At 40.9% G+C, this 14,106-nt stretch carries 14 protein-coding genes and 1 pseudogene; 10 read left to right on the forward strand and 5 right to left on the reverse strand.

The genetic code is table 11. The features are described from left to right. The 3 genes from SOS22_RS06940 to SOS22_RS06950 all read left to right on the forward strand — a co-directional run. On the forward strand, positions 1 to 699 hold a 699-nt coding region (locus SOS22_RS06940), incomplete at its 5' end, for a pyruvate kinase (protein ID WP_320596758.1). A gap of 69 nt (positions 700 to 768) precedes the next feature. Continuing rightward, complete coding sequence (locus SOS22_RS06945) at positions 769 to 2,322, forward strand: alpha-amylase family glycosyl hydrolase (protein ID WP_320596759.1); 1,554 nt, start codon at positions 769 to 771, stop codon at positions 2,320 to 2,322. A gap of 58 nt (positions 2,323 to 2,380) precedes the next feature. Further along, positions 2,381 to 3,856 carry a nicotinate phosphoribosyltransferase gene (locus SOS22_RS06950; RefSeq protein WP_320326249.1) on the forward strand — a complete coding sequence of 492 codons (1,476 nt, stop codon included), beginning with the start codon at positions 2,381 to 2,383 and terminating at the stop codon, positions 3,854 to 3,856. Here the strand turns inward: SOS22_RS06950 and yaaA are convergent. Then, a pseudogene (gene yaaA, locus SOS22_RS10885) lies at positions 3,853 to 4,541 on the reverse strand (peroxide stress protein YaaA). The gene SOS22_RS06950 and the pseudogene yaaA sit on opposite strands and share 4 nt — an antisense overlap. Positions 4,542 to 4,543: 2 nt before the next feature. Further along, complete coding sequence (bsh, locus tag SOS22_RS06965) at positions 4,544 to 5,518, reverse strand: choloylglycine hydrolase (RefSeq protein WP_320596761.1); 975 nt, start codon at positions 5,516 to 5,518, stop codon at positions 4,544 to 4,546. Between the two features lie 82 nt (positions 5,519 to 5,600). On the opposite strand from bsh, the gene SOS22_RS06970 reads away from it, so the two are divergent. The 3 genes from SOS22_RS06970 to SOS22_RS06980 are packed head-to-tail and all read left to right on the forward strand — an operon-like array spanning position 5,601 to position 7,077. Beyond that, on the forward strand, positions 5,601 to 5,843 hold the full coding sequence (locus SOS22_RS06970) for a glutaredoxin (RefSeq protein ID WP_320596762.1): 243 nt from the start codon (positions 5,601 to 5,603) through the stop codon (positions 5,841 to 5,843). A gap of 23 nt (positions 5,844 to 5,866) precedes the next feature. Further along, a complete protein-coding gene (locus SOS22_RS06975) occupies positions 5,867 to 6,379 on the forward strand; it encodes a ferritin (protein WP_320326245.1) in 513 nt (170 codons plus the stop codon). 56 nt (positions 6,380 to 6,435) lie between these two features. Then, entirely contained in the window at positions 6,436 to 7,077 is a 642-nt protein-coding gene (locus tag SOS22_RS06980; RefSeq protein WP_320596763.1) for a hypothetical protein, read from the forward strand. Here SOS22_RS06980 and SOS22_RS06985 read toward each other — a convergent pair. Next, on the reverse strand, positions 6,996 to 9,467 hold the full coding sequence (locus SOS22_RS06985; protein ID WP_320596764.1) for a translation factor GTPase family protein: 2,472 nt from the start codon (positions 9,465 to 9,467) through the stop codon (positions 6,996 to 6,998). The genes SOS22_RS06980 and SOS22_RS06985 overlap by 82 nt on opposite strands. Here SOS22_RS06985 and malQ point away from each other — a divergent pair. The 3 genes from malQ (at position 9,429) to SOS22_RS07000 (ending at position 12,100) form a co-directional block, all read left to right on the forward strand. After that, positions 9,429 to 11,012 (forward strand): 4-alpha-glucanotransferase, encoded by a 1,584-nt coding sequence (gene malQ / locus SOS22_RS06990; protein WP_320596774.1) that lies wholly within the window; start codon positions 9,429 to 9,431, stop codon positions 11,010 to 11,012. The two genes, SOS22_RS06985 and malQ, sit on opposite strands and share 39 nt — an antisense overlap. 42 nt (positions 11,013 to 11,054) lie before the next feature. Next, entirely contained in the window at positions 11,055 to 11,621 is a 567-nt protein-coding gene (locus tag SOS22_RS06995) for a hemerythrin domain-containing protein (RefSeq protein ID WP_320596765.1), read from the forward strand. A 62-nt stretch (positions 11,622 to 11,683) separates the two neighbouring features. Beyond that, complete coding sequence (locus SOS22_RS07000; RefSeq protein WP_320326240.1) at positions 11,684 to 12,100, forward strand: universal stress protein; 417 nt, start codon at positions 11,684 to 11,686, stop codon at positions 12,098 to 12,100. 34 nt (positions 12,101 to 12,134) lie between these two features. Here the strand turns inward: SOS22_RS07000 and SOS22_RS07005 are convergent, their stop codons facing one another. Continuing rightward, positions 12,135 to 13,133: a helix-turn-helix transcriptional regulator gene (locus SOS22_RS07005; RefSeq protein WP_320326239.1), complete on the reverse strand. Its 999-nt coding sequence runs from the start codon at positions 13,131 to 13,133 to the stop codon at positions 12,135 to 12,137. 67 nt (positions 13,134 to 13,200) lie between these two features. Here SOS22_RS07005 and SOS22_RS07010 point away from each other — a divergent pair, with 67 nt between their 5' ends. Then, the gene (locus tag SOS22_RS07010; protein ID WP_320596766.1) at positions 13,201 to 13,869 is read left to right on the forward strand and encodes a lysoplasmalogenase family protein; all 669 of its coding nucleotides are present in this window, start codon (positions 13,201 to 13,203) and stop codon (positions 13,867 to 13,869) included. On the opposite strand, the gene SOS22_RS07015 is transcribed toward SOS22_RS07010, so the two are convergent. Then, positions 13,808 to 14,104, reverse strand: coding sequence for a GIY-YIG nuclease family protein (locus SOS22_RS07015; protein WP_320326237.1), 297 nt, complete (start codon positions 14,102 to 14,104; stop codon positions 13,808 to 13,810). The two genes, SOS22_RS07010 and SOS22_RS07015, sit on opposite strands and share 62 nt — an antisense overlap. Between the last annotated feature and the right edge of the window lie 2 nt (positions 14,105 to 14,106).

The following is a 14,106-nucleotide window of genomic DNA, read 5'->3' on the forward strand; positions in this document are numbered from 1 at the left end:
GCGCGTGGTGACTTAGGTGTCGAAGTTCCATTGGAAGATGTACCAATCATCCAGAAACAGATCATTGAAAAATGTATCAAACGTGGCAAGATCGTTGTAACGGCTACCCAGATGTTGGATTCGATGATTCATAATCCACGTCCAACTCGTGCCGAAGCCAATGACGTAGCTAATGCTATTTATCAAGGAACCACTGCCATCATGTTGTCGGGAGAAACCGCCAATGGTAAATATCCTGTATTAGCTTGTCGTACGATGGCTCGTATTGCCAAACGTGTCGAAGAAGATGTGGATTATAATGAAATTGGTAAGTTGCGTGCACAAAGCTCAAAAGTATCGCAGACACGTGCCGTTTCCCATGCGGCGGTTACCTTAGCCAAAGACATCAATGCCAAAGCCATCCTTTGTGTCACGATTTCCGGTTATACAGGACGTCGCATTGCCAGCTATCATCCCGATCGTCAAGTGATTGCTTGTACGATCTCAGAGACGGTAGCTTGCCAGATGAACTTGTTGTTTGGTGTATCGCCATTGACAATTCCGCAACAAGATAAGACCGAAATGTTGTTTAGTTCAGCCATCCATGCAGCGAAAAAAGCCGGCTTGGTTGAATCGGGTGATTCAGTCGTACTTTGTGCGGGTGTTCCATTGGGAGAATCCGGTAAAACCAACATGATCCGTGTCATGGATGTGGATTAATTGTTTTTTGAGGTCGATAAGACCTCTTTTTTTTGTGTTATAATAAATCTATTTAGAGGGGGAATGCATATGGCATGGTTTGATGAAGCGGTTTTCTATCACATATATCCATTGGGATTAGTGAAAGCTCCTAAAAAGAATGAATACACAACGCCGGTGGCCCGGATCAAACAATTGATTCCATGGGTCGATCATCTGGTTGCGATTGGCTGTAACGCATTGTATATAGGACCTTTATTTCAATCGGTTGGACATGGCTATGAAACGACGGACTACAAACTTTTGGATAGTCGTTTGGGAACGAATGAAGATCTTGTTGATTTTGTGAAATATTGTCATGAAAAAAAGGTCCATGTGATCTTTGATGGCGTATTTAATCATGTGGGACGTGATTTTTTTGCGTTTCAAGATGTCAAGAAAAAGAGAGAAAATTCTGTATATAAAGATTGGTTCTGCCACATCAATTTTCAGGAGGACAATTCCTATCATGATGGCTTTTGCTATGAAAACTGGGGTGGCTATGATTTATTGGTCAAATTGAATCAAAGAAATCCCGAGGTGATCGACTATATTTGTTTCATCATTCAATATTGGGTTGATACCTTTGATGTGGATGGCATTCGTTTGGATACTGCCGATGTGTTGGATTTTGATTTTATGAAAGCTTTGCGTCAAAAAGCCAATACCGTCAAACCGGATTTTTATTTGATGGGGGAAGTCATTCATGGTGAATACAATCGTTGGTCCAATCCAGAACATTTACATGCTGTGACCAATTATGCGTTGCATAAAGCCTTGTATTCTGGACACAATGAACATAATTATTTTGAAATTGCGCATACCGTCAAACGGTTATACGAAATGGGACACAATGATCCATTGGGTATTCGCTTGTATAATTTTGTGGATAATCATGATGTATCACGGATTGCTTCCAAATTGACCAATCCGGCGCATTTGATTCCGGTCCATATTTTGTTGTATACATTGCCCGGTGTTCCATCGATTTATTATGGCAGTGAATGGGCCATTGAAGGCAAGAAAACGAAGGGCTCGGATTGGAATTTACGCCCTTGTTTGAATCTAAAAGAAAGGAAAGACATCGCATTGACCCAAGTCATTGCGACATTGGGCCATGTACGACAAACCACGCCTGCCCTATCGTATGGCGCGTATCAAGAAGTCTTGTTGACCAATCGCCAATATGCCTTTTATCGAGGAAATGTTTTGGTGATGGTCAATAACGATGAAGCACCGACTCATTTTGATTTGGCCATTGAAAATGGAATCTATACCGGGGTATTATCCGGACAAGTGATCGAAGTCAAAGACGGCCATGTATCGATTGATTTGCCGGCTTGTGGCGGAGAAATTTGGTTGCCCGATCATCAAGAAACGTTTGAACCCATTGATTACCAAATGGATATGCCCAAACAAAAGGAAATTTCCTTGCCAAAAGAAGTGCGGCATGTACCGTATGAACAAATGAGCGTAGCAGAACTACAAGCTTGTATTCTTCAAAAGATGGCCAAAAATGGACCGGTCACGGAACAAATGAAACAGTCCGTATTGGAAAATGTGTATCCCGATTCTTTGTTGAATTGGGTAAAGAGTTTTCGTTGAACATGGAAACCCGTGTAAATAAGGCGTATAATAATGGGCAATGAACGAGGATAGTACGATGAACAAAACGATTTATGACAAACGGAACATTAGTATGGTGATGGATCTTTATGAATTGACAATGGCCAATGGGTATTTGTCAGAAAAAGATCGCAATGATTATGTAACTTTTGATGTCTTCTATCGAAAAAATCCCGATAATGGTGGCTATGCGATCTTTGCGGGATTGGAACAAGTGATCGAATACATCGAACAAATGCACTTTGATCAAGAAGACATTGATTATTTACGCTCTTTACACCTCTTTAGTGAAGATTTCTTAGAGTATTTAAAGACCTATCATTTCAAAGGGGATTTATTTGCGTTTCCAGAAGGAACGATCATGTATCCGAATGAACCCATCATTACGGTGCGTGCCCCATTGATCGATGCCCAATTGGTCGAAACGGCCATTTTAGCCGAAATCAATCATCAATCCTTGATTGCGACCAAGGCCAGTCGCATTGTTCGTGCTGCCAGAGGGCGAGCTGTTTCTGATTTTGGCGCACGTCGCGCTCATAATATGGATGCAGCCGTATATGGTGCACGAGCTGCTTATATTGGTGGATGTGTCGGAACGGCCACCGTGTTGGCTGGTCAAATGTTTGATATTCCTGTCAGTGGTACGATGGCGCACAGTTGGGTCATGTATCAAGAAGATGAATATACGGCATTTAAAAAGTTTGCCGAATTGTATCCCGATGATTCCATTCTTTTGATCGATACGTATGATGTATTGAATTCGGGTGTTCCAAATGCGATTCGGGTAGCCAAAGAAGTATTGGAACCCATGGGAAAACGTTTAAAAGGCGTTCGTTTGGATTCAGGAGACTTGGCTTATTTATCTCGCAAAGTGCGTCAAAAACTAGATGCAGCTGGTTTGGAAGATGCCATTATTGTGGCTTCCAATAGTTTGGATGAATATACGATCAATTCCATCATGGATCAAGGGGGCTGCATCGATAGTTATGGTGTGGGGGAGCGCTTGATCACCTCAAAGAGCGATCCGGTATTTGGCGCTGTCTATAAAATGGCGGAAGCCGAAAAAGATGGGCAACGCATTCCAAAGATCAAGATCAGTGAGACGGTAGAAAAGATCACCAATCCAGGTCGTAAAAAAGTCTATCGCGTGTTTGATGAGGAAGGCAAAGCCGTTGCGGATTTGTTGACAAAATACGATGAACGACCCATTGATACATCCAAACGCTATCGGTATGTGGATTCGAAAAAGCCTTGGAAGAACATGCATTATGAAAACTATTCCGTTAAAGAATTGCAGCATCAAGTAATCAAAGAAGGAAAGCGAATCAGTGCTCCTGTTCCTTTAAAAGACATTCAAAAATATGTATGGGATCAGATCCATAATGAGATATGGGATTCCGAATTGCGTTTTGATAATCCGCATGAACATTATTTGGATATGAGTCCTAGTTATTATGAAATGAAAATGGATCTATTGTATAAATCCCAAAACAACAATAAGGAGGAAGATTAGCTTCCTCCTTTTCTGTAGACCAATGTTTGATGCGTACTTTGTTTCGGATCATAGATAAAGCCCAGATCATCAAACGCATATAGCTGTTCGATCGTTTCGACTTGATGTTCAGCCATATATCGAACCATGCGTCCACGGGCCATCTTGACATGGACCCCTTTTTCTTTGTACTGGTTTCCAACGGTTTCATAAAAACGCACATCGATCATGGGCCGATATTTGGCAATGGCTTTGGCATATTCAGCACTGGCCAAATTTAAGATGGGTTCCTCACGAAACGTATGGACGAGTTTATCCGCCCAAAAGTCGTATAAATTGATGCCTGGTTTTTGATTCCATCCAAAGGGCGTAAGATCCCATAGAGTCCAGAACCGATTCGTACATGCGCTTGGACATACTGCATTTCTTGATTGGTAAAGACATCAGGTGCCATATAGGTATATTGGATTCCATGAAAATAAAACAATGCCGGATAAATAGGGGCCTGATCGTATTGATGAATGCTTTCATACGCTTTTTGAGCAATGGCATCTGAACACGCATACAAGTTCTTTAATTCCGTTAAGGAATAGGTAGCCAATCGATCCATGAGTTGATGGGCTTCATTTTGAAAGAGAGGCTGTGTCATCGAAACAAAATCGTCGCAAGGCTTCATTTGTTTGGCGGGTGAGATCAATATCTGCATGATCAGTTACAGAAATGAATTTGTTGGCCTTTGATCAATGGATAGGTGATGATCGTATCGCCATCTAAGTTTTCATGGTACATATCAACGGCTGTGATTTGTGAATTCTCATAGGTCGTGTAGTAGTAAATGCCTTTATCCACATTGACACAACTGGAATAGATCGTAATTTCGTATTGATCGGGTGCCACTTCGCAACAACCACGTTGTTGATCAACGGAACCTAAGATATGGAAAAATTGCGAAATACTTTCGGATTCACTCGCACCTGAAACGGAATTGAGCTTGGTCCAAGCCACTTTCACAAAGCGGGAAGCACTGGATAAATCACCAGGCAAGCCCATACCGCCCATGCCACGGGAATATTCATCCAATTCAAGTCCAGGCGCAAAGGTTTCAGGAAGCGTTCGATTGGATAGGTAGCGATAATTATTTAAGTTAAATAATTGTTTATCAAATGGTGGATTATTGGTCATGACACCGACTGGATCATCGTAGATGTGGATTCCATCATGGACGGCTTCAATGACGATGCTGTGGTTTCGATCGGAGACCATCCAATGTAAAGGGGAAGGTGGCAATTGTTCACTAAAGGCCGTATTGGTGATGTTGACATCCTTCATTTTGGCTTTGACATCTTCCACGGTTTCACATTGGGTCAGTAGCCAAGGCACCAATTCAAAAGAGGCAATGTTGACTTTGCCTTCTTGGACCGGTTTGTAGTCGGCATTTTTGGGAAAGTTGAGACCGGCCATGCTTAAGCCTTTTTCGTTGGTGGCATCATAATACAAAGGATACTGATTGACAACGGTTGCCATGCCAATCAAAGCATAGTTAGCCTTTTGTTCCTTCACATGACGATACGTAAATACATAGTTGCGAGGTGTGATCGTGACACTTTCATTATAAGATAGTTCAAGATCTAAGTTGCGACCAAAATAATGATCTTTGGTTGCGTAAGTAATAACTGTACACATAAATATAAGACTCCCTTCTATCTTTCATTTTACTCGACTTTCTAAAAAAAGGGCATAAAATTGAAGGAAAGGAGGACACAAAATGAAGTTAGATCTTTATATGTTTGAAACCTGTCCGTATTGTCGAAAAGTGATGCGCGAGATTGAAGCGCAAGGATGTAAGGATATCACGTATCATGACATCCATAAAAACGAAGAGGACCGACAAACACTGATTCGTGTGGGTGGCAAGGAACAGGTGCCTTGTTTGTTTATCAATGGTCAGCCAATGTATGAAAGTGATGAGATCGTGTCATGGTTGAAATGCCATAAAAAAGCACTATAATACAGGTGAATGGAGGAATTTCTATGTTGGATAAAAAAGTGAAAGAATTGATCAATACGCAAGTCAATAAGGAATTTTATTCGGCGTATTTGTATTTGGATTTTGCGAATTATTTTTATGATCAAGGCTTAGATGGTTTTGCGAATTGGTATGATGTCCAAGCCCAAGAAGAACGCGATCACGCGATGATGATGCGTCAATATTTGATCGATAATGGCGAACCGATTCAATTTTTAGCCATCGACCAACCTGATAAGACGTACGCTTCTATTGAAGATCCATTGAAATTTGGTTTGGAACATGAACAATATGTGACTTCATTGATCAATACCATCTATGCAGCGGCAGACGATGTCAAAGACTATCGAACCATGCAATTTTATGACTGGTTTGTGAAAGAGCAATTGGAAGAAGAAAAGAATGCCGAAGATATCTTAAAGAAATATCATTTGTTTGGATCCGATCCAAAAGGATTGTATGCCTTGGATCAAGAATTGGCTGCTCGTACCTATGTAGCACCAACAGTAAACGCTTAATGAATTTCAAAAAGAGTTGTGTTTGTCACAGCTCTTTTTTGTTACAATAAAGACAAATGAAAACGCTTTTAAAATTATGCTTTCTATCTCTTTTGGTCTTTAGTTTAAGTAGTTGTGCTATCTTGGAAAAACACAAAGTGGAAAAAACGGTAGATACGTATTGGACCGATATCGAAAAGGGAGAATGGATCCAAGCTCTGGCCATGACTGATATGCAGACATCGTTTAACGATAAGGTCCAGCTCATTGATGATAAGGAAGTACAAAAACAAGTCATGAATGAAGTGGATCATACGATGCGGGACACTTTATCCCAAATGGTTCAATCGCATTCGATCCAATCGATTACGCTGAATAAGCAACAAACCAAGGCCAAGGTCCAAGTTACGATTCGTTATCGCAAACTGGATGTGGATGCTTTGAAAAATCAATTGTATGTGGATCTTTTGCCGTATTTGATGAATTCGTCGTCCTTAAAGGAAAATATTCCGACCATTGGCAAACAATGTCGCAAAGATATACAGGCCAATCTATCTACGTCAAAAGTGGTCACCAAAAAAGCCACCATGACATTGGTAAAGAAAAACGGGGCATGGAAGATCCAGACCCCGGACATTCAAAGTGTATGGAACGTCTTGAATGCTTCGGCATTGGTGGATAGGGCTCGTTTTTCGAGTTCTCTGGCTGACATTCTTTGACAGCCATGGGCTAAAATGGTGTTTTGGATCAATCCATCACTGGAAGCCACGATCAAACGATATTGTTTTTTCCATGCCGATACATGTTTTTCAATATAGCTATCGGCCGTTTCATCGTATTTGGTGAAGATGACTTCCAAATCGCCTTTTTTATAGGAACGATGGGTACTATCTTTTACACGATAGGCATCAAAAACGATGATCAAGAAACAATTGCGATAGCCTTGATAATTACTTAAAAGATCAATGAGTCGATCTCTAGCAGAATCAAAGGGGAGGCCTTTGAGACTTTCCCATCCAAAGATCTGATTGTAGCCATCGACTACCAAACACTCGGGTTTGATGGTTTGTGGTTGGATTTCGACTTTTTCTAGATCGATTTTCTTTTTCTTCTTTACCTTGTGTTTATCTTTATTTGTATTCTTTCCATTTGTCCTTTCAAATACCCGTTTGGCTTCTTCATCGGAAATGGTATATTTGACACTGCGATACGACTGGCTATTTTCACTTTTGGGTTGAATGTGCATATAGTCATCAACTTCATTCCAAGGGACATAGAAACCAGCTCCATGGGTACAAAAGATCGAACCGGTTGGATGACGTCGATCTTTTTCGGGATCATAGGCTTTTTGAGCAATGATCGTATCAGCATCTTCACAAATGTCATAGCCAGCCAAACGACAAGAAAATGTACCCAAGCCTTTGGATATCGCCGTTAATTCATTTTGGTAATTGGCTAACGTGCGAACCGGTCCTTTTCCGGTTATGGTGTGGTCATGGACTTCGACTTTGGCATGTCGTTGATCGAGATCATATAAGACGCGGGATAAACTGCTTTGTGGCACTTGGATCGTAAAGTCATAATAAGGTTCCAATAAGATGTTTTTGGCTTGCATCAAACCTTGGCGAATGGCTCGATAGGTTGCTTGGCGAAAATCGCCACCCATCGTATGTTTGATACTGCCTTTGCCCGCTATCAAAGTGATTTTCATATCCGTTAGGGGACTTCCGGTTAATATGCCCGGATGTTCTTTTTCTTTTAAATGGGTCAAAATCAAATGCTGCCAATTTTGAGGAAGCGCATTGGTGGATACTTCACTTTCATAGATCATACCGCTATGGCGCGCAAGAGGTTCCAATTGAAGATGGACTTCGGCATAATGACGCAAAGGTTCAAAATGACCTTTCCCAATGACAGGCGCTTGAATGGTTTCTTTAAAGAGGACGTCGCCATGGCTAAAACCGACTTCAATTTGGGTCTTTTCATAAATGCGTTTGGAAAGAACTTCCATTTGTATGGGTCCCATCAAGCGTAAAGTGATCTTTTTGCGTTTTTCATCATAGACCATATGCAGTTGTGGGTCTTCTTGTGACAATTGGGCGCAAACGTCTATTAAAGAGAGTGGATCCACACCACTTGGTAAGACCAATTCATAATGCATGTATGATTCTAAAGTAGGGACGCGACAATCGGTTTGCCAACCGATGCCTTGGCCAAATTCCAAATGCGATGGGCCTGTCCATACACAAATAGTACCAGCCGATACTTCTTGGACCGATTCATAGCCTTGGCCATTGTACAGGCGGATTTGATCGATCTTTTCTTCTTCATTGATCTTTTGTTTAACTTTACACGTACCCCCTGTGATCTTTACATGAGTGAGTCGTTGGCCTTTTTCATCCATCGAGATTTTATAGACCAAAGCACCAAAGGCAGAAGGGTATTCTTTATCCAAACTGTATTGTACGATCGCATCCATGAGAGGTTGGATGCCTTCTTGTTTCAGGGCTGAGCCAAAGAAACAAGGAAAACATTCCCGTCGATAGATGGCTTGTTGGATCAAAGCGGGGGAAATCGTATGGGTTTCGATATAGGCATTCAAACAATCTTCATTCGCTAAGGCGACTTTTTCCAGATAATCGGTCGAACCAAAATCAATACAGGTATTGGGTAGATCATTCAATAATTCCTCTTTGCTGCGAAAACAAATATCCATTTTATTGACAAATACGATCGTCGGAATTTGATAGTGTTCCAAACAGTTCCAAATGGTCTTGGTGTGGCTTTGGATGCCATCTTGTCCATTGATCAACAAAATGGCCAGATCCAAGACTTGGAGACTTCGTTCCATTTCGGCCGAAAAATCAATGTGTCCAGGTGTATCGATGACATAGATATCGGTATCAAGCCATTCGAAGTGTGCTTCTTTGGAAAAAATCGTAATGCCACGTTGGCGTTCTTGGTCATCAAAATCCAAAAAGGCATCTTGGTGATCGACGCGTCCCAAGGTGCGAATTTGATGGCTTTGATACAACATCGATTCGATCAATGTGGTCTTGCCAGCATCCACATGGGCCAAGATCCCTACGGTTACTTTTTTCTTATCCATACCACAAGACTATCATACTTTTGTGCTAAAATAGAAATCGAAAGTAAAAGGGGAATGATCATGAAACGCAGTGCAGGTATTTTATACCCTATTTTTTCTTTGCCATCTCGATATGGGATTGGTTGCTTCTCTAAGGAAGCGTATGAATTTATCGACTTTTTAAAAAAAGCCGGACAAACCTATTGGCAGATCTTGCCTATGCATCCGACCGGATTTGGCGATTCGCCCTATCAACCGGTTTCTGCTTTTGCGGGCAATCCCTATTTCATTTCTTTAGAAGATCTGATCCAAGATGGTTTATTGACCGAAGAAGAATGCAACAGCTATGATTTTGGTCATGATGTGGAACATATCAATTATGGCGCTTTATATAATTATCGCCAAGACTTGATCAAACAAGCTTTTGTGCGGTTTCATGCCGATGATGACTATGAGACATTTAAAAAAGAAGCATCGTATTGGTTAAAAGACTATGCTTTATATATGGTCATCAAAAAACAGCAGGAAGGCAAAAGTTGGAATGATTGGCCTTTAGAGGCACGCATGCGCAAGCCAAGTTATTTGAAACAAATAGAAACGGAAAATAAAAAAGTAATGAATTTTTATTATTTCCAACAATATGAATTTGCGAAACAATGGAAAAAAGTATTGGCTTATGCTCATTCCCAAGGCATTCAGATCATTGGGGATATTCCTTTCTATTGTGCAATGGATTCCAGTGATGTGTGGGCACATCCTGAAATTTTCTGGATGGATGAAGACTACCTACCTAAATATGTGGCTGGAACACTGCCGGATGCTTTTAGCCCTACGGGTCAACGATGGGGCAATCCAGTCTATGATTGGTCGGCTTTAAAGAAGACCCATTACGATTGGTGGATGCAACGGATGCAACATGCCCAAAATTGGTTTGATGTGGTGCGAATCGATCATTTTCATGGGTTTAGTGAATATTGTGCGATTCCTTATGAGGATCAAACCGCTGAAAACGGTATTGCGAAAAAAGGGCCAGGATTGGATTTCTTTCAAGTGTTGAAACGGGTTTGTCCGGATATACAGATCATTGCTGAAGACTTAGGCACCAATACCCCGGAAAAAGAAAAATTATTAAAAGAGAGTGGCTTCCCGGGCATGAACGTTTTACAGTTTGCGTTTACGGGATGGAATCATGATAGTTACTATTTGACCCATAATCATAAGAAGAATAGTGTCGTTTATACGGGTACGCATGATAATCCAACCACGTTGGAATGGTTTGAAACCTTGAATGAAAGTGATCGTATCTTTGCTTCGAAATACATTCATACGGATGCCAACAATCCAGGTCAATTTGTATGGGATTTCATTCGGGAAGCGTATCGTTCGGTGGCCGATCTAGCCATTGTATCTTTATCGGATTACTTGGTCAAAGGCAAGGAAGCAAGGATCAATACGCCAGGTACTTCACAGGGCAATTGGCAGTGGCGTTTGGTTCCCCATTTCTTATCGGATGAATTGGCATATAGTATTCGTGATCTGGCTGATATTTATGGGCGATTAAAATAAGCGTTGGTTTTCCAACGTTTATTTTATAAGGACCATGATACCATGTACGCGTTGGAGGAAAGTACGATGTATGCCATTGATTTAATGATGAATGAACACATTCAAATACGAAAAATGTTAGAGGTCATGCGTGCCATGGTCAAACAGTTACAAGCAGGAGAAGATGTACCAATTGAAGATTTTGAAGCTACGATAGATTTTGCTCGAAAGTATGCCGATAAACATCATCATATGAAAGAGGAAGATATTTTATTTCCGGAACTTATGGAAACGGTATGGATGACGACCGATATCATTCAAGGGGTCATGTTGCCTGAACATCAAGAAGGTAGAGAGCATATTGCCCGTTTGGCCGATGCTTTGGAACAATGCAAAGAAGAACCAACGGAAGAAGCCGTTTCTACAGCTTGTTTGGAAATTGACTACTATACCACCTTGTTGAAGGAACATACCGAAAAGGAAGATCAAGTTTTGTACCAAATTGCTTTGATGCATTTACCGGAAGAGTCCAAAGAAAAAGTGGATCGTTTGTGCAAAGAAAAAGAAGCAAAAGAACCGGTGGAATCTTATTTGAAAAGTTTAGAAAGCTTATCCGCAAAGTATCTGTGATACTTTGCGTTTTTTTATGGAGAGTGTATAATATCAATGAAAGAGAAGGAGACTGACGGTATATGAAAAAAGTATTATTACCTATTGATGGTACACGGCGTAGTCTACAAACAATTGATTGGTTAAAGGCAAACTACAAACCCGAAGATGTGGAAATTACTATGTTCATGGTAACGGATTCGGTTGGGGAAATGGAGCTCAAAGCCAAGTATACATCTGCGCAAGAATATATGATGTCCGTCATGAAACATAGTTCCGATGATGAATTGGTGGATCTAGGCTACAAGGTGGATTTTGAAACAGCTTATGGCAATCCGGGTGAAGAAATTGTCAAATATGCCAAAAAAGGCAAATTTGATGCGATCATCATGACCAAATCTACAAAGGATGGCTGGTTTAGTACAATTGGTTCGGTAACGACGTATTGTGTCAAATATGCGGATACCGTTGTCATGATCATTCCTGAAAAAAATCATTAAGAAAGATCCCTAAAGGTATGCCTTTAGGGATTCTTTAGTCTTGGTATTGATTGGATACGCTTTGTACCAATGCTTTCATTTGTTGGACCACATCATCCGGGCCGATGATCTTGACTTGATTGCCTAGGGCAATGATCCAACCTAAAAATTGTTGACTAACAGCGACATAAACGGTGGTTTGAATATGGTCTGGATCGACGATTTCAATCGCAATGTCTTTGCCAAAACGATCGATCAAGACACCAACCATATCATTTTTAGCACGCAGGGTCACATGGCATTCTTTGCCACCAAACATCCCAAATAAGCTTTTGGTGTAATTGGGCAAACGAAATTTTTTGAATGGTTCTTTGCCTTGTCGATCATGAGGAATGATCTCGATATATTTCATCTTATCGACCCGATAGTGCTTGATCTTTTGATCTTGGGCATCAAAACCAACGAGATAATAGTTTTCATCATCCCACATCAAAGCCCAAGGGCTCACATGATATTTTGTTTCTTTCTTTTTTTTCATTTCTTTATGGATCGTCCATTGGTAGTAATAGAACTCGATTTGTTTATCGGCATTGATGGCCTCATGGATGCGGTCCACATTATAATAAATCTTCTCATTCATCGTCTTGACGCGACCGGCAATGATGACTTGTCGATTCAATTGTTTCGCTTCGGCATGGCTTGCCAAGGATTCCAACTTACCAATCAATTCTTTTGATTTTTTGTCGGTGATAAATTTGGCCGATTGTACGGAATCCACTAATAATTTTAATTCGGCCAGCTCAAATAACCGACTGCCAACATTATAGGTCCATTGTTTACCGGTTCGATTCATCGTAATGTCCAAGCCAAAATCTTGGAGCTCTTGAAAATCCTGATACAATGTTTTGCGATTGGCATTGACGCCATAAGCAGCCAATTTCTCAATGATCTGATTCATGGTCAATGGATGCGCATCGTCTGTTTCTTCATTAAAGATCTTCATCAAATACAACATCTTTAATTTTTGATGTTCACCCTTCCGAATATTTGCCATAAAAAACCTCCATCACTAACAGTATAGCGTAAATGTGTTATAGTGGAACAAGAAGAGGGGAATGTTTATGATTTGGATTCTTTGGGGCATGATCATGTTGGTGTTGTTCTTGCGTGCCCGCATCAACCATCAAAGAGTATCTACACTCTTTTTTAAGGTGGCCACTTCGATTGGTTTTTTTGGTTGGGCATGTTGGTTAGCTTTTCAACATCCATCTTCCATGGCCATTCTGATCTTGGTCGCTTTATTTTGTGGTGTGTTTGGTGATATGTGGTTAGGCATGAAATGGACCTATCCAAAACAGGATCATCCATATACGTTTGCGGGTTTTATTTCCTTTGCGATCGAACACTTCTTTTTGATTTGTTTTTTATTGCGCCAATACGGCCATCCCATGCTTTTATTGGTCATCTTGTTGGTGGCCATGGGCTTAAGCTATGCGATCGTGGGCATGGAAAAAACCATGCATTTGCGATATGGTATCTTTAAAGGAATCTCCTTGATCTATGGTACGGTATTGTTTGCGGTTCCTTTGTTTAGTTTGACCTTGATGGTTGGCTATCAACAAGATGCCACCTTGACCCTTTTACTTGGTGGAACCCTTTGTTTTGTATTCAGTGATCTGATCTTGAGCCGGACCTATTTTGGCACCAACAACGATCGTCCCATCGATATCATTGTGAATCATGTTCTTTATTATTTGGCACAGTTTTTGATTGCGGCGATCCTGCTTTGATCAACTGTGCCTTTTCTTGGCGAGATAATTGTTTGATCGCATATTCACGCCCCATGGCTTCTTGTTTGGTCGCAAAGGTCTCATAATACACAAGCCGTACGGGCCGACGACTCTTGGTGTATTTGGCCCCCTTGCCGACATTGTGCGCATGGATACGTTTTTCGAGATCATTGGTCCATCCAGTGTAGTAGGTGGTGTCTGCACACTCAACGATATATACATAATTCTTATTCATAC

The organism is Absicoccus sp., assembly GCF_034090965.1.
Lineage (GTDB): Bacteria > Bacillota_I > Bacilli_A > Erysipelotrichales > Erysipelotrichaceae > Absicoccus > Absicoccus intestinalis.